21 protein-coding genes are annotated in these 24381 nt (G+C 66.6%); 8 read left to right on the forward strand and 13 right to left on the reverse strand.

Going from position 1 to position 24381, the window contains the following annotated elements; genetic code table 11:
- Complete coding sequence (locus AC5Y4Q_RS15635) at positions 1 to 231, forward strand: ribbon-helix-helix domain-containing protein (RefSeq protein ID WP_064920613.1); 231 nt, start codon at positions 1 to 3, stop codon at positions 229 to 231.
- Positions 218 to 574 carry a type II toxin-antitoxin system PemK/MazF family toxin gene (locus AC5Y4Q_RS15640; protein ID WP_064920612.1) on the forward strand — a complete coding sequence of 119 codons (357 nt, stop codon included), beginning with the start codon at positions 218 to 220 and terminating at the stop codon, positions 572 to 574. Before AC5Y4Q_RS15635 ends, AC5Y4Q_RS15640 begins: the two co-directional genes overlap by 14 nt.
- A 7-nt stretch (positions 575 to 581) precedes the next feature.
- Here the strand turns inward: AC5Y4Q_RS15640 and AC5Y4Q_RS15645 are convergent, their stop codons facing one another.
- The gene (locus AC5Y4Q_RS15645) at positions 582 to 1718 is read right to left on the reverse strand and encodes a hypothetical protein (protein ID WP_064920611.1); all 1137 of its coding nucleotides are present in this window, start codon (positions 1716 to 1718) and stop codon (positions 582 to 584) included.
- Positions 1718 to 2644 (reverse strand): metal-dependent hydrolase, encoded by a 927-nt coding sequence (locus tag AC5Y4Q_RS15650; RefSeq protein ID WP_064920610.1) that lies wholly within the window; start codon positions 2642 to 2644, stop codon positions 1718 to 1720. The genes AC5Y4Q_RS15645 and AC5Y4Q_RS15650 overlap by 1 nt, the downstream gene beginning before the upstream one ends.
- Before the next feature lie 82 nt (positions 2645 to 2726).
- Here AC5Y4Q_RS15650 and AC5Y4Q_RS15655 point away from each other — a divergent pair, with 82 nt between their 5' ends.
- From AC5Y4Q_RS15655 to AC5Y4Q_RS15665, 3 genes are all read left to right on the forward strand, one after another.
- Positions 2727 to 3335 (forward strand): TetR/AcrR family transcriptional regulator, encoded by a 609-nt coding sequence (locus AC5Y4Q_RS15655; RefSeq protein ID WP_064920609.1) that lies wholly within the window; start codon positions 2727 to 2729, stop codon positions 3333 to 3335.
- 138 nt (positions 3336 to 3473) lie between these two features.
- Positions 3474 to 3866 carry an MmpS family transport accessory protein gene (locus tag AC5Y4Q_RS15660; RefSeq protein WP_064920709.1) on the forward strand — a complete coding sequence of 131 codons (393 nt, stop codon included), beginning with the start codon at positions 3474 to 3476 and terminating at the stop codon, positions 3864 to 3866.
- Positions 3863 to 6706, forward strand: a complete 2844-nt coding sequence (locus tag AC5Y4Q_RS15665) for an MMPL/RND family transporter (protein ID WP_064920608.1) — start codon at positions 3863 to 3865, stop codon at positions 6704 to 6706. Before AC5Y4Q_RS15660 ends, AC5Y4Q_RS15665 begins: the two co-directional genes overlap by 4 nt.
- Here the strand turns inward: AC5Y4Q_RS15665 and AC5Y4Q_RS15670 are convergent.
- The 6 genes from AC5Y4Q_RS15670 to AC5Y4Q_RS15695 all read right to left on the reverse strand — a co-directional run bounded on the left by AC5Y4Q_RS15670 (position 6672) and on the right by AC5Y4Q_RS15695 (position 14255).
- Positions 6672 to 7826 (reverse strand): PPE family protein, encoded by a 1155-nt coding sequence (locus AC5Y4Q_RS15670; protein ID WP_064920607.1) that lies wholly within the window; start codon positions 7824 to 7826, stop codon positions 6672 to 6674. The genes AC5Y4Q_RS15665 and AC5Y4Q_RS15670 overlap by 35 nt on opposite strands.
- Positions 7827 to 7888: 62 nt before the next feature.
- Entirely contained in the window at positions 7889 to 9742 is a 1854-nt protein-coding gene (locus AC5Y4Q_RS15675) for a fatty acyl-AMP ligase (RefSeq protein WP_064920606.1), read from the reverse strand.
- A 10-nt stretch (positions 9743 to 9752) separates the two neighbouring features.
- Positions 9753 to 10415: a TetR/AcrR family transcriptional regulator gene (locus tag AC5Y4Q_RS15680; protein ID WP_109535587.1), complete on the reverse strand. Its 663-nt coding sequence runs from the start codon at positions 10413 to 10415 to the stop codon at positions 9753 to 9755.
- Positions 10412 to 13297 carry an MMPL/RND family transporter gene (locus AC5Y4Q_RS15685; protein WP_064920605.1) on the reverse strand — a complete coding sequence of 962 codons (2886 nt, stop codon included), beginning with the start codon at positions 13295 to 13297 and terminating at the stop codon, positions 10412 to 10414. Before AC5Y4Q_RS15685 ends, AC5Y4Q_RS15680 begins: the two co-directional genes overlap by 4 nt.
- Entirely contained in the window at positions 13294 to 13716 is a 423-nt protein-coding gene (locus tag AC5Y4Q_RS15690) for an MmpS family transport accessory protein (RefSeq protein WP_419179699.1), read from the reverse strand. The genes AC5Y4Q_RS15685 and AC5Y4Q_RS15690 overlap by 4 nt, the downstream gene beginning before the upstream one ends.
- 221 nt (positions 13717 to 13937) lie before the next feature.
- On the reverse strand, positions 13938 to 14255 hold the full coding sequence (locus AC5Y4Q_RS15695; protein ID WP_234786573.1) for a hypothetical protein: 318 nt from the start codon (positions 14253 to 14255) through the stop codon (positions 13938 to 13940).
- A gap of 247 nt (positions 14256 to 14502) precedes the next feature.
- Here AC5Y4Q_RS15695 and aceA point away from each other — a divergent pair, with 247 nt between their 5' ends.
- Positions 14503 to 16800: an isocitrate lyase ICL2 gene (aceA, locus tag AC5Y4Q_RS15700; RefSeq protein ID WP_064920603.1), complete on the forward strand. Its 2298-nt coding sequence runs from the start codon at positions 14503 to 14505 to the stop codon at positions 16798 to 16800.
- Positions 16801 to 16821: 21 nt separating this feature from the next.
- Here the strand turns inward: aceA and AC5Y4Q_RS15705 are convergent, their stop codons facing one another.
- The 3 genes from AC5Y4Q_RS15705 to AC5Y4Q_RS15715 form a co-directional block, all read right to left on the reverse strand.
- Positions 16822 to 17457: an HD domain-containing protein gene (locus AC5Y4Q_RS15705; protein WP_185746563.1), complete on the reverse strand. Its 636-nt coding sequence runs from the start codon at positions 17455 to 17457 to the stop codon at positions 16822 to 16824.
- Between the two features lie 45 nt (positions 17458 to 17502).
- Positions 17503 to 18225 carry an SDR family oxidoreductase gene (locus tag AC5Y4Q_RS15710; RefSeq protein WP_064920601.1) on the reverse strand — a complete coding sequence of 241 codons (723 nt, stop codon included), beginning with the start codon at positions 18223 to 18225 and terminating at the stop codon, positions 17503 to 17505.
- Positions 18226 to 18406: 181 nt separating this feature from the next.
- Positions 18407 to 20221, reverse strand: a complete 1815-nt coding sequence (locus AC5Y4Q_RS15715) for a hypothetical protein (protein ID WP_065019469.1) — start codon at positions 20219 to 20221, stop codon at positions 18407 to 18409.
- Between the two features lie 233 nt (positions 20222 to 20454).
- Between AC5Y4Q_RS15715 and AC5Y4Q_RS15720 the strand changes: the two genes are divergently transcribed.
- Positions 20455 to 21402 carry an AraC family transcriptional regulator gene (locus AC5Y4Q_RS15720; RefSeq protein WP_064923977.1) on the forward strand — a complete coding sequence of 316 codons (948 nt, stop codon included), beginning with the start codon at positions 20455 to 20457 and terminating at the stop codon, positions 21400 to 21402.
- Between the two features lie 255 nt (positions 21403 to 21657).
- On the forward strand, positions 21658 to 22614 hold the full coding sequence (locus AC5Y4Q_RS15725) for a GlxA family transcriptional regulator (RefSeq protein ID WP_064923971.1): 957 nt from the start codon (positions 21658 to 21660) through the stop codon (positions 22612 to 22614).
- A 5-nt stretch (positions 22615 to 22619) separates the two neighbouring features.
- Here the strand turns inward: AC5Y4Q_RS15725 and AC5Y4Q_RS15730 are convergent, their stop codons facing one another.
- Positions 22620 to 23597 (reverse strand): NAD-dependent epimerase/dehydratase family protein, encoded by a 978-nt coding sequence (locus AC5Y4Q_RS15730; RefSeq protein WP_064923976.1) that lies wholly within the window; start codon positions 23595 to 23597, stop codon positions 22620 to 22622.
- 39 nt (positions 23598 to 23636) lie between these two features.
- Positions 23637 to 24350: an Rv0518 family GDSL lipase gene (locus tag AC5Y4Q_RS15735; RefSeq protein ID WP_064923970.1), complete on the reverse strand. Its 714-nt coding sequence runs from the start codon at positions 24348 to 24350 to the stop codon at positions 23637 to 23639.
- Between the last annotated feature and the right edge of the window lie 31 nt (positions 24351 to 24381).

Here is a 24381-nt window from a genome sequence, read left to right on the forward strand (position 1 = left end):
ATGAAACTGAGTGTGAGCTTGTCCGACGCCGACGTCGCGGCGCTGGATGCCTACGTGGCCAACACCGGCCTGCCCTCGCGATCCGCCGGCCTGCAGCGCGCGATCCGCATGCTGCGCTACCCCACCTTGGACGACGACTACCGCCGCGCGTGGGCGGAGTGGTCGGAAGGCGGCGAGGAAGAGGCCTGGGACCGTGCAGTCGCCGACGGGATCGGCGATGCGGCGCGGTGAGATCTGGCTGGTCGACCTCGATCCGGCTCAAGGTAGCGAAGCGAATAAGCAACGTCCCGCCGTCGTCGTCAGCAACGATCGCGCCAACGCTTCCGCTGCGAATCTGGGACGCGGCGTCGTCACCGTCGTACCTGTGACGAGCAACGTCACCAGGATCTATCCGTTCCAGGTGCTGCTGACGGCCGAGCGCACCGGCCTGTCCGTCGACTCCAAGGCGCAGGCCGAACAAATCAGGTCGGTGTCGGTCGGCCGAATGCGGCATCGCCTGGGGCGACTCCGCTCAAAGGAGTTGACACAACTCGACGATGCGCTGCGCCTGCACCTCGAATTATGGTCGGTCTGAGTCCAACTCAGACCAAAGCCGGCTCGGAGGACTCTGCCAGGATCGGCGGGACCGTAGCCGCCGCCGCGACGCTGATGTAGGCCACCGTGAAACAGCCGATGGTGTACCACAGACTTCCGATCGGGTCGCCGTCGGCGGTCACCCCGTCCACCGCGCCGAGGTAGGCCGGTAGCGCGGTCAGCCACAGCACCGTCATCACCGACAGGTACACCGCCGCATAGCGGACGATCAGCGGATTGTCGTGACGGCCGCCGACGATCAGGTTCAACCGCAGCCGCCGCCACTGCATGATGAGCACCGGCACGGCGATCACCGCGATGACCAGAAGCTCTGCGGCATAAGCGATCCCCAGCAGCCGGCCGTCGGTGGCGGCACCCAGAAGTGTTGCCGGCAGCGGCAGGATCCCGGTCCCCAGCGAGGCCAGCAGACCGATGACGATGGTTCGCACGAGCACCTGCGGGCCGCTGAACCGCCGGCCCTGGTCGACCTGGCGGCCGACGAGCAACTGGACGCAGAACGCCAGCGACGCCGGCCACAGCGCCGCGAACACGACCACGCTGCCCATCGGCACCGAGGCGAACATCGGTTGATTCAGCGGGTTGTCCACCGACCACTCCCACCAGCGCAGCTGCGGTCCGAGGTGATCGAAGATCTCATAGAAGGCGTGGTGGACAAAACCGACGCACACCGCGCCGACGACGACGCCGTAGCGGCGGAACACCCCCAGGATGCGAACGATCTCGAAGGCGACGGTCGCCATCATCGGATAGATCGCCACGATGTACAGCGGCAGCCGGCCCCACAGGAAGTCGACGCTGAACACGTTGTGCGCGAACATCGTATCGACGTGCCCGTCGATCCCGAACGCCGCCGGGAAGTACAGCGGCGGCTCGATGATGAGCAGATAGGCGATCGCGCCGAACCACAGCGCCAGGTTGGTGGCATCGCCGTGGCGGCGGAACCGGTTGATCGCGTAGCCCAGGGCCAGCACCGCTCCGATGATCACGGTGAGCTCCAGGACCGGCAGCGTCCAGTTCTCCAGGTGCGCTGGATTGCGGAACTCCACCAGGCCACCGGCCTCGGAGCAGGAGAACCCCAGCGCGTCGGCGAGGCGCTCGAAGGTCGGTGCACACAGGTCGGACATCAGGCGCTCTTCTCGTCAGCGGTGTACCACTTGGTCACGTCGTAGCCCTGGTCGTAGCGGGCGAACCACTCCTCGGCCAAAACGGGGATCTTCTCGTGTGCCGGTTTGTGATTGGGCAGCTGACTCCGCACGATACCGTTCACGGCGGTGAGTATCTCCCCCTTGGGCAGATGTTTGAAGGCATCGAGCACCGGGCCTTGATTGGCCGGCCAGCCGAACGGAATCCGCCGCCGCCAGGCCTGCTTGCCGCGGTAGGTGCTGAACAGCGACAGTGCGTCGACCTTGCGCTCGGCCAACGGGATGTGCTTGTTGAATCCTTCGCAGGCCACCTTGATGACGCTCATGACGTGTTTGAAGATCGACGGCGCCATCCGCATCCGGTACCACGGGTCGCCGACGACGGCGTCATAGATGATCAGCGCGGAACTGCGGTGCTCGACCTCTTCGACGAAGTGCCACAGGAACAGTGACGCCACCCGGTCATCGCCCGGGGCGAACAGGGTGTCGTCGTGGTCGAGCATCAGCTTGAAGACCGGGGTGAAGGTCGCCTCCAGGTCGGCGGTGTAGGCCAGCCGGTAGCGCAGCGGCGTCTCAGCGACCAGTCTGTCGAACATCGCGTTGCACTCGTTGAGGGTTTCCTTGAGCCCGGGATAGGCCTTGATGAGCGCCTTGGCGTGCCCGCGGTGGGCCATCGAGTGCTGGCCTTCCTGGCGGACGAAGGCATCGGCCTCCTCGGCGATCGCCGGGTCGGTGATCGTCGGCGTGACATCGGCCATCGTCGAGACGATCATCTTCTCGAAGCCGATCGCCAGAAGCGACACCGCATTGGCCATCGACGAGAACGCCGGGTTGGCTTCGTTCCACAGGAACGGCACGGGATGATCGGCGAATGCGAACCGCAACTTGCGCACGATCAGGTCGGTCATGGGCTACCTCGGCAATCAACATACAAACGAACGTCCTCGCGTATGATTGTTCGGTGCGAGACGGTTGTCAAGGGAATCACTGATGGCACGCCGGCGCGGCTGGGGCGGTAACCCGCCCCGCAACGACGAAGAAGCCAGCCAGCGGATCATCGCCGCGGCCGTGGATCTGGTCGCCGAGACCGGCTCGGCGGTGTCCCTGGCCGATGTCGCCAACGCCCTCGGGGTCATCCGGCAGACGGTGTACCGCTACTTCCCCACCGCCGACGCCCTGATGCGCGCCGTGGCGATCGCCTCGGTCGACGGCTTCCTCGACCGGCTGACCGAGCACGTGCAGGGGATCCATGAGCCGGCCGACGCCCTCACCGAAGGCACCCTCTACACCCTCGATGCGGTGGCGCGCTCGCCCCACCTGGGGGCAGTGCTGTCGTCGTCATCGCCGCACAGCCGGGAGCTGACCTCCGAGGAGGCCCGGGCGTTCGGGATGCGGATGATCGAGCGGTTCGACGTCGACTGGGTATCCCACGGCTATGACGAACCCAGCCTGCGCGAACTCGTCGAGTTCGTCCTGCGGATCATGTTGTCGTTCGTCGTGGCGCCCAACGGGCCCGAGCGTTCCCCCGACGAACTACGCCGGTTCCTGCGGCGCTGGCTGGGCGAAGCGGTCGCCGCCCAGAAACCGCGCAACTCCTAACTCGTTCCACGTCCCCCGAGGGCGCCCGCCGGCCCTATCGGATACCCTACGGGGTATGGTATCGACGTGGGATCGAAGCGGAGGTGCGCCGTGCGTGTGATAGCCGTGATCACCAAGCGGGCATGGCTGCCACTGGTGATGGCCTTGGCAGCGCTAGCCGGAGCGGTGGCGGTGATCAACCTGCGCGGCGCTTTCGGATCCGACGAGATCTTCCACTGGGACAGCAGCGGGTCGGCCCCGATCGCCTCGGTCAACGAAAAGCGGGTCGTCTACCAAGTTTTCGGCCCCGACGGCAGCACCGGTGGCGTCAGCTACCTCAACGAAGAGACCCGGGCGGTGCGCGCGACATTTTCACGGCTGCCGTGGAGCTACACCATCACCACGACGAGCCCCGCCATGATCGGCAATGTGGTCGCTCAAGGTGACGGCGACCGGATCGGCTGCCGCATCACCGTCAACGGCGAGATCAAAGACGAACACGTCGCCGTCGGGCGCCACGCCCAGGCCTTTTGTCTGGTCAAAGCCGCATGAGCGCCCACGACAGCCGTCGCCCGCGGTACATGCGCCTGGTCCGTCGGCTGGCCTGGCCGCTGATCATCTTCTGGCTGCTGCTGACTGTGGGCCTCAACGTGCTGGTGCCGCCGATCGAATCGGTGGCGCGCCACCACGCGGTGACGATGTCCCCGCACGACGCGCCGTCGCTGATCGCCGCGAAGCACATCGGCGCGAAGTTCGAGGAATTCGACTCCGATGCCATGGTGATGCTGGTGCTCGAGGGCCAGAGCGAACTCGGGCCGGAGGCCCACCGCTACTACGACACGCTGGTCGCGAAACTGTCGGCGGACCACGAACACGTCCAGCACATCGCGGATCTGTGGGGTGACCCGATCACCGCCGCCGGCGTGCAGAGCAGCGACGGTCGTGCCGCCTACGCGCAGATCAACACCGCCGGCGACCAGGGCAGCACGCTGGGCAACGAATCGGTCGACGCGGTGCGCACGATCGTCGCCTCGGTGCCGCCACCAGACGGGGTGAAGGCCTACGTCACCGGCCAGGCCGCGCTGACCACCGACATGACCGAGGCCGCCGACAAATCCATGCTCAAGATGATGGGCGTCACCGGCATCGTCATCATCATCATGCTCGCGCTCGTCTACCGTTCGGCTGCCACCGTGGCGCTGGCACTGGTGATGGTCGGTTTCGAGATGGGCACCGCCCGCGGCCTGGTCGCACTGCTGGGCGACCGTGGCCTGCTGGGGTTCTCAACGTTCGTCGTCGCCATGCTGTCATCACTGGCGATCGCAGCCGGCACCGACTATGCGATCTTTCTGATCGGCCGCTACCACGAAGCCCGCAACGCCGGGGAGGACCGCGAGGCGGCCTGGTATTCGATGTTCCGGGGCACCTGGCATGTCATCTTGGGCTCAGGACTGACGATCGCCGGGGCATCCCTGTGCCTGCATTTCGCCCGGCTGTCCTACTTCAAAGCGCTCGGCGTCCCGTCGGCTCTGGGTCTGCTGGTGGTGATCGCCGGTGCGTTGACCGTCGCCCCGGCCGTCGTCGCGGTCGCCGCTCCGCTGCTCGATCCCAAGCGGGTGGAAGGGCGTGGTTGGCGGCGCATCGGAACCGCCAACGTCCGCTGGCCCGGCCCGGTGTTCGTGGCCGCCCTGCTGGTCACCCTGGTCGGGATGCTCGCGGTGCCCGGAATGCGGATCAGCTTCAACGACCGGTTCTATATCCCCGCCGGCCTGCCGGCCAATGTCGGCTATGACGCGGCGGAACGGCATTTCAGCGCCGCCCGGATGAATCCCGACGTGCTGATGGTCGAAGCCGATCATGACCTGCGCAACCCCGCCGACATGATCATCTTGGACCGCATCGCCAAGAACATGTTCCGCACCCGCGGCGTGGAGCGGGTGCAGAGCATCACCCGGCCGCTGGGCAGTCCCATCGACCACACGTCGATACCGTTTCAGATCAGCATGCAAGCGGTTCCGATCCAGGAAAATCTGCAGTTCATGACCGATCGGCTCGCCGACATGCGCACGATGAGCGACGATCTGGGCGCCACGATCGAGTCGATGACCCACCTTCGTGACCTGGTCATCCGGCTGGGCGGCACCACCGGCCGGATGCATGCCGACATGGCCGACATCACCTCGACCGTCGACGAGATCCGGGACCACATCGCCGATTTCGACGACGTCGCGCGGCCGGTGCGCAATTACTTCTACTGGGAGCAGCATTGTTTCAACATCCCGGTCTGTCACGCGGTCCGCTCGGTGTTCGACGCCTACGACGGGATGGACCAGTTCAGCGAGAAGATGCGGCCGCTGCTCGATGACGTCAACGCCGTCGACGCGCTGATGCCGCAGATCGTCGAGCAGTTCACGCCGATGATCGCGGTCGCCGAGTCCATGCGCGCCAGCCTGCTGAGCATGCACAGCAGTTTCGCCGGGCTGGTGACCCAGATGGCCCGGATGACCGACACGGCCAGCGAGATGGGCCGCGCGTTCGACGCCTCGAAGGCGGACGACTACTTCTATCTTCCCCCGGAGGCGTTCGACAACCCCGACTTCCAAAAGGGCCTGGAGCTCTTCGTGTCCCCGGACGGCACGGCAGCACGGTTCATCGTGACCTACGACGCGGATCCCGCGACGCCCAAGGGGATTTCCTTCGTCGAACCGATGCTGGCTGCCGCCCATGACGCGGTGAAGGGCACGCCACTGACAAACGCGAGGTTCTATCTCACCGGGACCGCAGCGGTGTACAAGGATATCCAGGCCGGCTCCGTCTACGACATCCTGATCGTCGGGGTGGCCGCAGTGACGTTGATCTTCATCGTGATGCTGTTGATCACCCGCGCCCTGGTGGCCGCTGCCGTGATCGTCGGGACCGTGCTGCTGTCGCTGAGTGCGGCGTTCGGGCTCTCGGTGCTGGTGTGGCAGCACATCTTCGGGCTCCCGCTGAACTGGATCGCACCGGTGTTCGGGGTGATCATCCTGCTGGCGGTGGGCTCGGACTACAACCTGCTGCTGGTGTCCCGGTTCCAAGAGGAGATCGGGGCCGGGATCAAGACCGGGATCATCCGCTCCATCGGCGGAACCGGTTCGGTGGTCACCGCGGCAGGCCTGGTGTTCGCGTTCACCATGATGTCGATGGCGGCCAGCGACCTGTACTCGATCGGCCAGGCGGGCAGCACGATCGGGCTCGGATTGTTGTTCGACACCCTGATCGTGCGGGCGTTCCTGACGCCCTCGATTGCGGCGTTGCTCGGACGGTGGTTCTGGTGGCCCCGGGAGTTTGCGCGGGCGGTTCCCGCACGCCCGCCGGTGTCTACCCGGCCGCCGGTGATCGCGGAATCACGGTAGGGCGAAAGTCGTATTGGGTGGCGGTGGCGCCGATGCCACCACGGGCAGCCAGGTTGCCGAACGGAACCATTGGCGGGATCGCCGACGACGGCCCCGCCCCCACCGGAGGAGCCACGCCGGTCGCGGGCAACGCCGTGGCCGCCGGTCCAGCGGCCACCCCCATTCCCGTCCACGCCGGGGGCACTGACAATGCGCCGATCGAGGCGGCCCGGCCGACACCGGCGGTCGCCGCCGACCCGGTCGTGAAGCCGGTCAGCGTCACCGAACCGGCCGTTCCGGCGGCTGCGGCCGGCGCCGCCGCCAGACCGGCGGTGGCCCCCTTGGCGCCGTTGGCGCCGGTCATCAACATGCGCATGAGCATGCTCATCGGCATCATCGCCATCCGCAACGGCATCATCAACGAGGAGAGGCCGGCCAGCGATGACGTCGAGGCACCCGACGGTGTCTCAGTCGCCGGTGCCGCCAGACTCTGTAACGCCGCCGGGGTTGTCGAGATCAGCTGCGGCCCTTGGGACATCAACGTTTCAGTGTCGGTCCCCGTGGTGGCGGCAGCAGATTGCGCCAGCGAAAAGGCCTGGGTGGCTTGTCCGGACGGGTCGGTGGTCTGCGGCGGCGAGGTGAACGGGCTGACTTGGGTGGCCACCGCGGATGCTCCGGCATAGCCGTACATCGCCGCCGCATCCTGGGCCCACATCTGGAGGTAGTCGGCTTCGGTGGCCGCGATCGCCGCGCTGTTCTGCCCCAACACATTGGTCGCGATCAGCGTCGCCTGCAGGCTGCGATTGGCTGCGATGAGCGGTGGCGGCACCGTGGCGGCGAACGCGGTTTCATAGGCGCCAACCGCCGCGGACAGCTGGGCGGCCGCCTGCTGGGCCTGCGCCCCGGTCGCGCTGAGCCAGGTGATGTATGGGCCGGCCGCTGCCGCCATGGCCACCGAGGTCGGCCCCGCCCACGACCCGGCCGTCAGACCCGCGATCACCGACCCGTAGGACGCAGCAGCCGACTGCAGCTCGGCGGCCAAGTCCTGCCAAGCCGCCGCGGAGGCCAGCAGCGAACCCGGCCCGGCCCCGGCGTACATCCGCGCCGAATTGATCTCCGGCGGCAAGGCTCCGAAATCCATTGCCTCCCCTTATGTCCTGGTCGGCACCCAGGCCGACGAGACGATTTAGGAAGGTTATCTAGCTATTTTGGGTGCCCGGCAGGTCTGCGCTGTGCGCCCGCTGTGCGCGGGACCGTCAGGTTCAGCACGCCGGAAAGGTACTGCTCGCGGCAGGCGGTTCGCCCGAGCTTGCCGCTGGTGGTGCGTGGGATCGCCCCGGCCGGGACGAACCGGATATCGGCGGCGGTCAACCCGTGCACCCGCAACACCTCCGCGCGGATCGCCGCGATCGCCGGTGCCGGGTCCTTGCGGCCGGTGCCGGTGGCACGCTCGGCGACGATCACCAACCCGTCGCCCGCATCGGCCGGGGCGGTGAACGTCACCACGTAGCCGCTGCGCACCATCGGCGAGGCCTGCGCGACCGTGGCCTCGATATCGTGCGGGTAGTGGCTGCGACCGTCGATCGTCATCAAGTCCACCGTCCGGCCGGTCACATAGAGCTCGCCGTCGAGATAGAACCCCAGATCGCCGGTGCGCAGCCAGGTGACGCCGCTCGGCGTTCGCTCGGCGTGACTGCCCTGTGCCAACCGGCGCCGCAGCCGCGCGCCGAACACCTGCCGCGTCTCCTCCGGCCGACCCCAGTAGCCCGCGGTCACGTTGTCGCCATGCAGCCAGATCTCGCCGATGTGGCCGTCGGGCAGTTCGTGGCCGGCGTCGGCGTCGACGATCACCGCCCACAGGCTGCGCGCGACCCGGCCGCAGGACACCTGGGCCACCGCATCCGGGGCGTCGGCAGCCACCGGCACCGCGCGGCCCGCGCCGAGCTGCTCGCGACCCAGGTACAGCACGCTCGCCTCGGCGTCGGGGTCGATCGTTGCCACGAACAGCGTGGCCTCGGCGATACCGTAGGACGGCTTGATCGCGGTGCGAGGTAACCCATAGGGGGCGAATGCCTCGTTGAACGCCGTGATCGCCGACATGCTCACCGGTTCGGATCCGATGATCATCACCACCCGCGCCAAGTCGATGTCGGCTCCCGGTGCGGGCAGTCCGCGCGCCGCGGTCAGCTCATAGGCGAAGTTCGGCGCCGCGGTGACCACCCGGCCGCGGCGCGAGGCGTCCGACAGGGCGTTGATCCAGCGCTGCGGCCGGCGGATGAACGCGGTCGGCGACATCAGCGTCGAGTGTCCCCCATAAACGGCGGGAAACCCGATCATCGACAGGCCCATATCGTGGTAGAGCGGTAACCAGCTGAGCCCGTGGGTGTTTCGGTCCAGCATGTCGATCGACAGGATCATCTGCAGCAGGTTGGTTCCCACCGCTCGGTGGGTCACCTCTACACCGACCGGAGGCCGGGTGGCGCCGGAGGTGTACTGCAGATGCGACACATCGTCGACGTCGATGTCCACGGGCTGAAACGCCGCGGCGGCCGAGTCGGGGATTTCGTCGATGGCGATGACGCGGGGCTGCAACGGCCGCGGCAGCCCGCGCAGAAACTCTTCGACGATGGGCCGCACCGCCGCCGTGGTCAGCACCACGGCCGGGGTGGAGTCGCGCAATGCGGTATGGAGGCGTTCGGCATGCCCGGGCAACTCGGGGGCGAACAGCGGCACCGCGATGGTGCCGCACTTGACCGCGGCGTAGAACCCGGCGACGTAGTCGAGTCCCTGGGGAGCCAGGATCGCCACCCGGTCGCCGCGGTCGGTGACCTGTTGCAGCCCGGCCCCGATGGCGCGCAGCCGCTGACCGAACTGCGTCCAGGTCAGTTCGATGGCGCGGCCCTCGTCCGGTCCGGTGTAGTCAAGATAGCGAAAGGCCACCGCGTCACCGACATGGGCGATGTTGCGGTCGATCAGCGAGATCAGGGTGTCGTGCGGCGGTAAGACGATGCCGCCCTCGGAGTCCAGGCACTCCTCGATCTGGACCAGACCCGTCATGTCCCGCAGTCTAGGGGCCCGCTGCGCATGGCTTGTCCTTCCCAGGCCGCGCGTTGGCCGCGCAGACCGCAGGCAGGATCAGCGTGTCGATGACGCTGCGGACGAACTTCGCGTCGACGCGCTGACCGTTGATCGCGCGCATCAGCCCCATCCCCGTCAAGGCGTCAGCGATCAGCGACCAGTCCCGGCCGGGTGCGAGCTCACCGCGCGCCGTTGCCCGTTGCAAAATGGCCGTCACCACGCGGCGGCCCCTCAGCAATAGCAGGTCGTCGAGTGCTGCGCTGAGCGCAGGATCGTGCATCGCCTCCATCGCCACGCGCAACACCAGATCATTGGGGATCCGCTCGCTCTCGTTGCGTGCCGCACGCTCCACGAGCGCGTCGAAGTCCCCGGCCAGGCTGCCGGTGTCGGGGGCATCATGGTCGGTCAGGTCCGGCCGCCAGTACACCAGCGCATCGGTGATCAACGCAGCCTTCGACGACCAGCGACGGTATATCGCGGCCTTGCCGACGCCGGCTCGGGTGGCGACATCGTTCATATTCGTGCCGTTGTAACCGTGCTCGGTCAACGCGGCCAGCGCCGCGTCGAGGATCGCCGAATCACGCGAGCGATCGAGCCGACCGTCGGTGCGTTGGCGCAGTTGTGATCTCGCGTCCGTTTCCATGATCTTCATGCGGTAGGTATCGGAATGGGCGCGGTGTCTTCTCCGCCGCCCGCCGGTTTTGGTTCGGGTCCACGACCGCTCCGCCCGGTGATCTTAAAGGTGTTGAGCGGCCACCAGAACCAGCGGCCCAGCACAGCAGCGATCGATGGGGTCATGAACGCCCGCACCATCAACGTGTCGATGATCAGGCCGATACCGATCGTCATGCCCAGTTGGCCGACCACCCGCAGATCACTGACCAGCATGGCCATCATGGTGAAGGCGAACACCAACCCGGCGGCGGTGACGACGCGTCCGGTGGCACCGACACCACGGATGATGCCGGTATTGAGCCCGGCGGGGATCTCTTCTTTGAGGCGCGAGACCAGCAGGAGGTTGTAGTCCGAACCCACCGCCAGCAGAATCACCATCGACAGCGGGAGCACGATCCACTGCACCCCCAGGCCCAGGATGTCCTGCCAGAACAGGACCGACAAGCCACACGCGATACCCAACGATGCGGCGACGGTTCCCACGATTACCACGGCGGCCACCATGCTGCGGGTGATGATCAGCATGATCGAGAAGATCAGGATCATCGATGCGATAAGAGCGATCATCAAGTCGATGGCGACGCCGTCCTGCATATCGGAGTACAGCGACGCGGTACCGGCGAGCGAAACCTTCGCGGTGGCCAGCGGGGTGCCCTTGAGGGCGTCCGCGACGACGTCTTTGAGGTCCCGCACATGTGCGATGCCCTGTACCGACGCCGGGTCGCCCTGGTGGGTGATGATCATCCGGACCGCCTTGTGGTCCGGCGACATGAACATCTTGATCCCGCGCTGGAAGTCCGGATTGTCGAACACATCCGGCGGCAGATAGAAGAAATCGTCGTTCTTGGCCTGGTCGAAGTACAGGCCGATCTCGGTGGCGCCCTTGGCCAGTTCCTGCTGCTGGGCCTGGGTGCCGGCCATGGTGCTGTGGGTCGCGATCATGAAGTCCCGCATCGTCTTCATCGAGTCGATGGTCTGCTGCAGCACCGGCAACAGCTGCGGCATCAGCTCATCCAGGTGGTCCAGGTCGACGAGCAGGCCATCAATCTGCGCGGCGAGTTGATCGATCCCGTCGATGGTGTCGAAAATCGACCGCAGCGCCTGGCAAATCGGGATGTCGTAGCAGTGCGGTTCCCAGTAGAAGTAGTTGCGCAGCGGGCGGAAGAAATCGTCGAAATCGGCGATATGATCACGCAATTCGTTCGTGGTCTCCGCCATCTCCTGCGTCCTGCCGACCATGCTATGTGTGGTTTGGGTCATCTCCTTCATGATCGTGTACATGCGTTCCATGTTGGCGACGGTCTTGGACATCTCGTCGGCCTGCTCGAGCATCTGTGCCGCGTTGTCGTTGTTGAACTTCGCGGCCTGCAGGGTGCCGGCATTCTGCGCGCCGAGCAGGAATGGGATGGAGCTGTGCTCGATCGGTGCGCCCAGCGGCCGGGTGATCGTCTGTACCCGATCGATGCCGCGCATGCGGAAGACGTTCTTGGCAACCTTGTCGATCACGAGCATGTCCGCGGGCGTGCGCAGGTCGTGATCGGCCTCGAGCATCAACAGTTCGGGGTTCATCCGGGCCTGCGAGAAGTGGCGGTCCGCGACATCCATGGCCCGGTTGGCGGGCATGTCGGGCGGGGTGAATTTCTGATCGTTGTACTGCGGCACATAGGTCAGCAGGCTGACGAAACCGATAACGGCGACCGCGCTGGTCACCAAGATGATGGGAACGGGCCAGCGCACCGTGGCGGTTCCGACCTTGCGCCAGTTCCGCGTCGAGAGCTTCTTCCTGGGGTCGAGCAGTCCGAACTTCGACGCAACGACCAGTACCGCGGGGGCCAGTGTCAGTGCCGCGACGATGATGACCAAAACCGCGATCGCGCAGGGTGGGCCCATGGTCTGGAAGTAGGGCAGCGTTGTCATGCTGAGGCACATCAAGGCGCCGACGATGGTCAACCCGGAACCCAGGATGACGTGCGAGACACCGCTGTAGGAAACGTAGAACGCCTCTTCAGCATCGAGGCCTTTCGACCTCTCTTCGTGATATCGGCCGAGGAGGAAGATCAAGTAATCCGTGATCGCGGCCAGGGACAGCATGGTCACCATGCTCACCGCATACGGGGTCAAACCAACGATGTTCATGTTGCCGGCTACGGCCGTAACGCCCATGGCGGCAAACAGGCCCAGGCCGATGACCACCATCGACACCAGCATCGTCACCACCGAGCGGTAGATGGCCAGCAGCATCGCGATGATGATGGCGACCGACACCAGCTCCATCGTCGCCAGGCTTTGATGGCCGGCCACACTGGTGTCGGCATTGAGCACCGTATTGCCCGCGACGTGCGCCGTGATACCCGGCGGCGGGGTCACCGAAGCAACGATGTCACGCACCGCCGCCACCGACTCGTGGCTTTCGGTGGTGCCCTGCGAGCCGTTGAGAAAAATCTGCACGTAGGCCGACTTGCCGTCCACGCTCTGCGAACCGGCCGCGGTCAGCGGGTCACTCCAGAAATCCTGCACGTTCTGGACGTGCTCGTGGTCGGCCTCGAGTTTGGCGATGATCTCATCGTAGAACTTGTGCGCGGCGTCGCCGAGTTTGTCCTCGCCTTCCAGCACGACCATCGCGGTGGAGTCCGAATCGTACTGCTGAAACACCTTGCCGATATTGAGCATCGCTTGATACGACGGCGCGTTCAGCGGACTGATCGGCACCGAGCGGGTCGCCGCGACCTCGCCCAGTGAGGGGACCACGGTGCCCAGGACGACCGCGACGAACACCCAGAACAAGATGATCGGCAGCGAGAAGACCCGAACCATCCGGCCGAGAAACGGGCGATGCGAATTAGTGCGAAGGGCGCTCATACGGATTTCACCAAGCAGTAGATGAACGGTTTGACGGTGTCGTTGCTCGCCCGGTCATCGCGCACCTTGTCATCGACCGTCACCCGGCACCGAAGGCCGCTGACGTTGCGGTCGCCTTGCGCCATGATATTGGCCGACATTGACGGAAGCGTCGTCACGATCGTGAACGACCAAGGCAGCGGGGCGTTTTCGACGAGATTGGGTTGACCGTTCTCGTCGAGGTAGTTCAGGTTGACCGTCCCTCCCGTGCCGGTGACCTCGTAGGTGATGTGCTTCGGATTGAAGTTCTCGGTGATCGCCGAACCTTCCGCCAAATTTGGGCCGTGGTAGCCCAGGGACCCGCGGATCCGGCTGATCGCATAGCCGCCCAGTGCCACGACCACCACAAGCAGTAGCGGAATCCAGAACCGCTGCAACACTCGATACACGCCGGTGCGCACCTCCCCCTCTTGTCTTGTTCGGTCCGACGCCGGACGGTCCGATTCAGCCGAGATGATGGGCTCGCCCATCGACACGGAACCCGAGTTCCGTCATTGCGACGGTCGTTACCGTACCGCACTCGGGTGAGGGGTCTGCGCATCGAGGCCCGGCCGAAGCTCGCGTCGGGCCCGAAAGCCGGCGCAGCTCCGCCGGCGGGGGCTCACATCACCGGTTCGTGCAGCGCCAGGCTGATGAAGACGTAACCCATGCAGATCAGCAGGTTCAGCGCGGCGAGCATCAGCCCGGCCACGATCAGGGCGTGGACCAGGCGGCGCCGGGTGCGCTGGGAGCGTGCCAGCCGCTGCTCGCGTTGCATGGCGGTCGCGGCGAGGGCGAACATGTAGTCGATCGACTCCGCGGAGGCCAGCGGTGCGCCGGCCGTCACCTCACGCAGCCGGGCAGCCGGGATCTGGACGCCGACGCCGGCGAAGCGCCGGCTCATCCGCCGCGCGCTCCAGCGACCGACCGGGTGGTCCACCGAAGCAATGTGCTGCGGCGGCTGACCCCAGGGCGTATCCCAACGGTCTGACCGGCCCGTCATAACTCCTCACCATAGTCCGAAAACCGCCGAATCCCCCGGCTTCAGCCAACTTCCGTTGCAACGCCGGCAGCGTGCGGAAGATGTATGCCAAAACTGCGCAATCGCTCAGCGAGCGGCGGCACAATACTTGGGAGTAACACGCGCGAACCCGCCGCAGCAACCGGGCGAACAGGAGCCGATTCCCATGACGACCATCGAGACGAAAGCGACGAGCGCACCGGCCCAACCAGACGTCGAGGCCGACGTCGTCGCGACACAGCAATACTTCGACAGTCCGCGTTTCGAAGGAATCACCCGGCTGTACTCCGCCCGCCAGGTCGTCGAGCAGCGCGGCACCATCCCGTCCGACTACATCGTGGCGCGCGAGGCGGCGACCGCGTTCTACACGCGACTGCGCGAGCTGTTCGCCGCGAAGAAGAGCATCACCTCCTTCGGCCCCTATTCGCCCGGCCAGGCGGTGGTGATGAAGCGGGTGGGGATCGAGGGCATCTATCTGGGCGGCTGGGCGACTTCAGCCAAGGGCTCCATCACCGAAGACCCGGGCCCCGATCTGGCCAGTTACCCGCTCAGTCAGGTGCCCGAGGAGGCCGCCGGGCTGGTGCGTGCCCTGCTCACCGCCGACCGCAATCAGCACTACCTGCGATTGCAGATGACCGAGGAGCAGCGCGCCGCCACCCCGGCCGTGGACTACCGGCCGTTCATCATCGCCGACGCCGACACCGGCCACGGCGGTGATCCACACGTGCGCAACCTGATCCGGCGATTCGTGGAGGCCGGGGTTCCGGGCTACCACATCGAAGATCAGCGGCCCGGAACCAAGAAGTGCGGACATCAGGGCGGCAAGGTGCTGGTGCCGTCCGACGAGCAGATCAAACGCCTGAACACCGCCCGGTTCCAGCTGGACATCATGGGCGTGCCCGGCATCATCGTGGCACGCACCGACGCCGAGGCGGCCAACTTGATCGACAGTCGCGCCGACGAACGCGACCAGCCGTTCATCCTGGGCACCACCAACTTGAAGATCCCGTCCTACAAGGCGTGTTTCCTGGCAATGACCCGGCAGCTGTACAACTCCGGGATCACCGAGATCAATGGTCACCTGCTCTATGACCTGCCCGAAGGCGAGTACGCCGCCGCCGACGCCTGGCTGGAACGCAACGGCATCACCGCACTGGTCACCAAGGCAGCCGAGAGCTGGCGCGGCAACGGGGCGCAGTCGGTCGATGGACTCTACGACGAGATCGAATCGAAGTTCGTCGAGGCCTGGCAGAACGACGCCGGGTTGATGACGTACGGCGAAGCCGTCGCCGAGATGCTCGAGTTCGCCGAGGGTGAAGGCGAGCCCCGCGACATGACCGCCGCGCAGTGGCGTGAATTCGCCGAGCGGGCCCCGTTTTACACCGCCCGAGAGAAGGCCGCCGAGCTCAACGCCGACCCGGGCTGGGACTGCGAGCGGGCCAAGACACCGGAAGGCTACTACCAGGTGCGCGGCGGTATCCCCTATGCGATCGCCAAATCGCTGGCCGCGGCACCGTTCGCCGACCTGCTGTGGATGGAGACCAAGACCGCAGACCTTGACGATGCCCGCCAGTTCGCCGAGGCGATCCACGCGGTGTACCCCGACCAGATGCTGGCGTACAACCTGTCGCCGTCGTTCAACTGGGACACCACCGGCATGACTGACGAACAGATGCGGGCCTTCCCGGCCGAGCTCGGCAAGATGGGGTTCGTCTTCAACTTCATCACCTACGGCGGGCACCAGGTCGACGGCGTGGCCTCCGAGGAATTTGCGGCCACCCTGCTGCAGGACGGCATGCTGGCGCTGGCCCGGCTGCAGCGCAAGATGCGGTTGGTCGAGTCGCCCTACCGCACCCCGCAGACCCTGGTCGGCGGACCACGCAGCGACGCCGCGCTGGCCGCCTCGTCCGGGCGCACCGCCACCACCAAGGCGATGGGCGCCGGTTCCACCCAGCATCAGCACCTGGTGCAGACCGAGGTACCCAAGAAGCTGCTGGAGGAATGGCTGGCGTTGTGGGCTGAGCACTATCAGCTCACCGACAAGCTACGCGTGCAGCTGCGCCCGACCCGTCCCGGATCCGACGTCCTCGAACTCGGTATCTACGGCGACGACGAGGAGAAGCTTGCCAATGTGATCGTCGACCCGATCAAGGACCGGCACGGCCGGAGCATCCTGACGGTGCGCGACCAGAACACGTTCGCCGAGAAGTTCCGCCAGAAGCGGTTGATGACGCTGATCCACCTGTGGCTGGTCAACCGGTTCAAAGCCGCTGCGGTGCACTATGTCACGCCCACCCAGGACAACTTGTACCAGACCGAGAAGATGAAGGCGCACGGCATCTTCAGCAGCGTCCACCAGGAGGTCGGTGAGATTATCGTCGCCGACGTGAACCAGCCGCGCATCGACGAACTGCTGGCCTCCGACCGGGTGGCGCTGGGCAAGCTGATCCGCAAGGAGGACTGAACGCATCCGCCCCCGAGCCGGTTACTCGGGCCAGCTGTTGCTCAGGATGGTCTCGACGAAATCGCCCCGGACGAAGGTCGGGTCGTAGTGTGCGAGCACATCGGCGTTGACCGTGCCGAACGTGCTGTCCGGGCGGTGTCGGAAGCCGTCGGTGAACGCGTGCAGGATGCGGCGTTTGAAGTCGGGACGCGGATGCGCGGCGGTCACCGCGTCACGCAGGTCTGACGACAGGTCGTCGCGGCCGATGCCGAGCACATCGGTCTCCACCCCGGCGGTGACCAGGGCGATCTCCGGATCGAGGAACTCCGGGACGCCCGGGGTGGTGTGCAACGCGATGGCCAACCAGACCTTGCGGGCATCGGCTTCGTCGGCGCCGCGCTCCAGCAGGAAGTCGCGGGCGGCGTTGGCGCCGTCGACCTCGAAGCGCAGGGCGGAGGCGCGGTAGCGCTCGGTCAGGCCCAGATCGTGAAACATCGCCCCGACGTAGAGCAGTTCCAGATCGGGGGTCAATCCTCGTCGGAGGCCTTGTAGCGCACCGAAGAAGAACACCCTACGAGAGTGGTGAAACAGCAGATCGTTCTCGGCGTCGCGGATGTAGTCGGTGACCTCCCGCACCAGCGGGGTGTCGGGGATCGCGATCCCGGCGATGGTTTCCAGTACTGCGGTCATTGGTCCGGCTCCTTTCGATTCGGCGACTGTTGTTTACCCGGCGAGGCTTCCGCCGCCGTCCACCCGGACAATCTGGCCGGTGATGTAGCCGGCGTCCTCGTCCAGCAGAAAGCAGATCGCATGGGCGATCTCCGGCGGCGTGCCGACGCGGTGCATCGGAATGCTCTGCAGGAAAAGTCTTTCCCGTTCTGACCCGATCGGGCTGCGCTCCCGGTACATCTCGGTCTCGGTAGGCCCGGGCGCTACCGCGTTGACGGTGATACCCGTCTCGGCGAGTTCAGCTGCCCAGATCCGGGTGCAGGTTTCCAGCGCAGCCTTCGCTGACGCGTACGGTGTGCGCTCCGGGGTGCCCAAGGTGGTCAAGCTGGTGACGTTGACGATGCGCCCCCATCCAGCGGCACGCATCCCCGGCAAGACGGCCTGCACGACCTGAACGGCGGTGCGCACGTTGAGGTCGTAGGTGTCGAGCAGATGGTCCAGATCGACCGACCCGATCCGGCCGAAGTGCGCGAACCCCACGTTGTTGACCACCGCATCGACGGGGCCGTCGGCGACGATGGCCGCCAGGGTCGTCGCAGTGGCCGCGCGGTCGGCCAGGTCCACCGGATAGAACGGCCCCGGGAAGTTCTCCGGGGCGGTGCGGGCGATGCCGATCGGTTGAACCCCACGGGCGGCAAGGCGGTCCGCGACCGCCCGCCCGATTCCCTTGGACGCGCCGGTGATCAACACTCGTCGATCCGGCCTGTTCGCGGGCATCTGGTCTCCTCTCAACAACACGCTTCGATCCGATTCTGGTCACCCAGCCGGCGATCCAGTCATGGCGGATGTGCCGCAGTTCCCACAGAATGCGACGTCGATGTGCCCGCCTGGGCGGCAATGAAGACCACACGCGCCCAGGCGGTCGCTGCACCGCCTGGGCCGTGTCTGACTGGGCCGCCTAGAGATCCAGGCCGAGGAACGCGTCCCCCGGGTCCATCAGCGAGGAGGCGTCGAAGCCGCCGAACAGTGCACTGAGGTCCACGTTCCCCAACGGTGTCACGAGGATGTCGGTAACGGTGCCCTCGGCACCGTCTAGGCCGGGGATTGCGGTGTAGACGTTGGCGAAACCGCCGCCGAGATTGAACACGTCGTACACCGAGCCGATCGCGGGGAGATCCGCGGTGTCCACGCCGGCGGCGGCGGTGACAGCGTCGACGGTGAACGCGGTGTTGGTCAGGCCCAGCAGCTGCGTCACGGTCTCCTGGGTGTGCACACTGCCGAGTTGCTCGGCATCGGCGGCGGTCCCGTCGTAGACGTGGAAGTCCTGCTCGGCCAGTGTTAGCAGGACAGAGGTGCCGGGCAGGGTGGCAGTACCGCCGCCGATGTTGAGCAGCGGCGGGACACCGATCGTCTGAAAGACCGGAGCGAAGCCCTCGGTCGCGTCGTCCCCCGACCCGGTGAACGGGTCGAACGTGGTGTCGCCGATGCTGAAAGCAGCTTTGCCGATCGCCGTATCGGCGAAGCCTGTGAACGCATCACCCGGGTTGAGCGTGTCTGCCACGTTGATACCACCGAACAATGAGCTCAAGTCCATGCTCCCGAACGGGGTGATGAAGGTGTCGGTAACGACACCGTCGGCCCCCGGCGTGGCGGTGTAGACGTTCGCGAAGCCACCGCCGAAATTGAAAGCATCGTACACGGTCCCCACCACCGGCAGAGCGTCAGTGCTGCCCCCGTCGGCCGAGGTGGCGTCGACGACCATCAGCTGGGTGTTGGTCAGCCCCAACAGATTGCTCACGTGCACGGCAGTGTCGATGGTGCCGATCTGCGTGGCCGCATCGCCGGAACCGCTGTAGACGTCGAAGCTCTGGGGAGCCAGGACGATTCCGCCGCTGGTGACATCTTCGATCGAACCGCCCCCGATGTTCAGGAACGGCGCGGCGCCAGTCAGGGGTACGACCGGGGCGAAGCCCTCCACAGTGGAGCCGCCGGTGTTGGTGAACGGGTCCAGGGTGAACCCGCCGATCGCGAAGGCATCCTCGCCCCCGCCGGCTGCTCCGGCTTCCAGCGCGGCGAAGGCGTCGCCGGGCTGCAGCAGCGCGGCAGCGTCGATACCGCCGAACAGCGGAGTCAGATCGATGTTCCCGAACGGCGTCACGAAGGTGTCGGTGACGGTGTCCGGACCGTCGTCGGCACCCGGGGTCGCGGTGTAGACGTTCGCGTAGCCGGCACCAAAATTGAACACGTCGTAGACCGATCCCACCGTCGGGAGAGCCACATCGGTCGCGGAGGGCGCGCCGGTGACGGTGAATTGGGTATTGGTGAAGCCTGCCAGGTTCGTCACGACCGCGCTGGTGTCGATCCTGCCGAGGTCGGTGCCGTCGGAGGGGTCAAACACTTCGAACTCCTGGGCGGCCATGGGGCCGCCGAATACGACTCCGCCGCCCAAGGTCAACAGGGGCGGAGCGCTGGTGAGCGGGTGGATGAGGGCGAAACCCTCGTCGTCGCCGACGACCGGGTCGAAGGTGAAGCCGCCGATCGTGAACGCGTCAGCTCCGGTCGCGCTGGGAACAACCGGGACCGGGTCGGTGACGTCGAATCGGCCGGCGGTCAGTGCTACCTCTCGGCGAATCTGTGCCATGTCCGGCTCGGGCGCGGGTAGCGCACCGACGACGACGCTCGCGCCAGCGGCCGCGGCGCCCGCGGCGACACCCAACCGGATCCGGGCCGCGGGCCCCCCGGCGGCTGCGCCGGGGTGACAGAACAACTGCATGACTTCTCCTCTGCTGACCGTGATTACGTCGGCGCGGCACCGAGCGCCGTGACCGCCCCCGTGGTCTTACCAAAACCGGGGGTGCCGAGGCGTGTCTGTGACGAGCGGCATGTACACCAGACGCGTGCCTGCGTCGAGGCGGCCGCCAGCGCCCGCTGGCGATGTCGGCTGTTGTGGGAAAGATGTCGCATCGACACCAGTGCGTGGACGGAATCGAAGCGGACACTGCTGGAGTGACGGCACCGCCGATATCGATACCTGATTCGATCGCGCACCGATTGGGCTTTGCCCCGGAAAGCCGCCTCGCCACACCGGACGGGTCGTTATCGGCGGCGATCTGGCGGTTCCGGGACCGGCCGTACTACGAACTGTGCTGCAGCGCAGACAGATACACCGACGTCATCGCGATGCCGATCACCGGGCACCACCACCACACCTACTTCGGCAACGGCCGGCTGAAATGGAGCCGCCTGCATCCACCGTTTCACATGAACATGGTCGTAGCCGGGGAGCAGCCGCGTGCACTGTTCACCTCGGTGCAGCCGTTCACCTATCTGCATGTCTACGTACGGCACGCCATGGTTGAGCGGCTGGCCGTCGACAGCGGTTTGCTGGCCGTCGGCCAGACAGTCACCCTCGTCGATCCGATGTGCTCCCACGATCCGTTCGTAGAATTCGTCTTTCGGCAGATCCTCCGTGAAATGTCATGCAGCGACAAGATTTCCCGGATGATGTTGGATGCCCTGGGCCAACAGCTGGTGACTGGTCTGCTGCGCCGGCATTCCAGCGTCTCCGGCTCCCGAACCCAGTCGCCGACGATCGGTGCCGGCTACCACGATTGGCGTCTCCGGCGGACCATCGAATACCTCGAGTCGCACCTCGCCGAGGAGCTTGATCTCGGCGAGATCGCTGCGTCAGTATGCCTGTCGGTGGCGCGCCTCACCACACTCTTTCGAGACGCCACCGGCGAGCCGCCGCGCCGCTGGTTGATGAACCGCCGGTTTGTGCGGGCGTGTGAACTGCTCGCGACCTCGTCGCTGAGCGTCACCGAGATCGCGCACCGGTGCGGCTTCGCCAGTTCCCAACACCTCGCCACGGTGATGCGACGTCGACACGCGACCACTCCGAGCGACTACCGGAGGCAAGTGCTGGGAACACCCGCCTACCAGGACGGCCGGTGAAAGGAATGCGTCATGACGACCCGCGCCACCGGGAAACACGTCGCATCCTGTGGCATGCATGGCGGAAATGACCATCGCGGCCAGCGCACGATCGCAGCAGACTGATCTCCGTCGAGTGGAGGCCGACGATGCGCGGACGGTGCGGTGTCGGGTATTGGTGTGTTGGAGGCACTTGCTCGCGACCGGACCCCCGACCGAACGGCTAACCCGAGCGCAAACTAGGCAAACGAATGCCACAGGTATGAGGGCGGTTCAGTGAGCAAGACGGTGCTGCTCGTCGTCTTCGACGGCGTGAAACTGTTGGACGTCGCCGGTCCCGCCGAAGTATTCGCCGAAGCCAACCGATTCGGCGCCGACTACCGGCTGACGGTCGCGTCGGTCGACGGTCAGACGGTGCGGACCTCGGTCGGTATACCGCTCACCGTCAGCACCCGAATCTCCTCACTCGATTGCGCTGACACGGTGATGGTCGCAGGCGGCGACGAATTGGTCGGGCGGCCGATCGATCCGGACCTGGTGGACGCGCTGAAATTGATCGCACCGCGCACCCGGCGACTGGCGTCGGTGTGCACCGGCGCGTTCATCCTGGCCCGGGCCGGGCTGCTCAGCGGCCGTCGCGCGACCACCCACTGGCGCCACGCCGGGCGGCTGGCCCGCGCGTTCCCCGACATCGACGTCGAACCGGATGCCATCTTCGTCCGCGACGGCGACCTCTTCACCTCGGCGGGAGTGTCGTCGGGGATCGACCTGGCGCTGGCCCTGGTCGAGCAGGATTACGCCACCGAGCTGGCCCGTGAGGTCGCCCGCACCCTGGTGGTCTACCTCAAACGGGCCGGTGGCCAATCGCAGTTCTCCGTCCTCATGGAGGCCGATCCTCCGGCGGGCTCGGCGCTACGGGGCGTTCTCGATTCGATCGCTGCCGATCCCGGGGCCCCGCACAGCGTGAAAGCTCTTGCCGCACAAGCCTCGTTGAGTACCCGTCAGCTAACGCGCCTGTTTCGCGCCGAGCTGGGCACCACCCCGGCGCGCTATGTCGAGTCCGTCCGGATCGACATCGCGCGGGGCGCTCTCGATGCCGGCCACAGCGTCGCCGAGACGGCGCGGCTGGCAGGTTTCGGCAGCACCGAGACGCTGCGGCGGGTGTTCGCCAACCACCTCGGCATTTCACCGAAGGCCTACCGAGACAGGTTCCGTACCACCGCTTCCGGGTGAGGCGATCAACCGCGGATCGCCGCTACCGTATCGGCCAGCGTCTCCCGCGGATCACGGAACACCACCCCCAGCTCCCGTTCGGCCGGCGAATCATCGGAGGCCGGCATCTGGGTGTAGTACTGCATGCCCGCCTCGGTGATCGGGGTGGTGATCGGCAGCACCCGCCCGGCCTGATCCAGCAGCCGCCCGGCCCAGCGCAATGCGACGTCGGGCACCGGCACGGCGAACAGGGGCGCACCGGAGACCGCACCGAGTAGTCCTGCCAACCGCTGCGGCGGCACCCGGTGGCCACCGGCCATGTACCGGCGCGGACCGCGGCCGGGCTCGAGCAGCGCCACGTGCACCGCCGCCAGGTCGCGGACGTCGACGACCAGCCAGGCTGCGCTGCGACCCGGAATCAGGCGCATCTGCAACGCGGCCCGCACGCCTTCGCCGGCCTCACCGAACCGGTCGCCGACCGGCGGACCCAGCACCATGCCGGGGTAGGTGATGGTGACCGGGGCGCCGTCGTCCTGAAGGCCGCGCACATAGCGTTCCTCACGGGCCTTGGACCGGCCGTAGCCGTCGGTCCCGCCGGCGACCGGCAGGTCGGCGCTCAGGGTGCGCAGGCCGGGGCGGAACAGCGCGGTGAAGCTCGAGACGTGGATGATCGGATCCAGACCCACCTCGATCGCGCCGCCGAGCACGTTGCGGGCGCCCACGGAATTGGTCGCCATCATCTGTTCGTTCTGGCGCGGATCGGTGGCGACCAGCGCAGCCGCGTGCACGACGGCGTCGCAGCCGTCCAGCGCGCGCCGGACCGACCCCGCATCGGTGATGTCACCGACGACGTGATCCGAGACGTCGACGCCCAGGCGTTCGACGCTGGTGTGCAAGCCGGCCGGGTTGCGAACCAGAAACCGCACGGCATGCCCGGCGTCACTGATCGCCTTGGCAGTCCAGCCGCCGACGAATCCGGTTCCCCCGGTGACCAACACCCGCATCGCACCCATCCCTGGATCGTAAGGATCCGGGCGGTTGTGTCAGGTCCGCTTGGGCAACTGGCCGGCGATCAGCGGCACGATCTTGTCGGCCATGTAGGCGTGTCCGGCGTCGGTGGGATGCACACCGTCGGGACCGATCAGATCCGGACGGCCGACGAACCAGCGTTCGGCCAGCGGGTCGACGAACTCCGCGCCGACCACGCGGGCCTCGGAGCTCAGGATGTCGCGGATCCGCCATACGTTGCCGGGTACCTCAGCGGTGGGCCACGGCGGCCCAATCACCAGCATCCGGGCCGCCGGGGTGGTCCGCCGGGCCAGCGCCAGGGTGTCGGCAACCAACCGGCTCAGCTCCCCCGGTTCGACGTCCTGGTCGTTGCGCGAGCCGAAGAACACCACCAGTGCGTCGTCGGGTTGCACCACCCGTGCCGTCAGATCCCCGAACAGACCGCCCTGGTTGCCGCGCACGGCGTACCCGGCGCCGCCCTCCGCCCCCACGTCGGCGCTGACGTAGATCCCGCGGCCGGCCAGGATCTGCCACGCCCGCTCGGTCCAGTTCGCCGCACCGCGACCGGTGTCTTCATACCCGGAGGTGTAGGAATCGCCAACGACGGCGATCCGGGTCGGCGAGGCGCTCAGCGGCGTCGTCTCGTAGTGGCGCGTCGAATCGTGGTCGCGGGCCAGATACCCGGTTCCCACCACGACGGCGACGACGACCGTCAGCAGCGAAGCCGCAAACGTCATCACCCGGCTCACAGCCCACCTCCCCGATCACCCACGCGCACGC

It is taken from the genome of Mycobacterium sp. NGS16 (genome assembly GCF_059813225.1).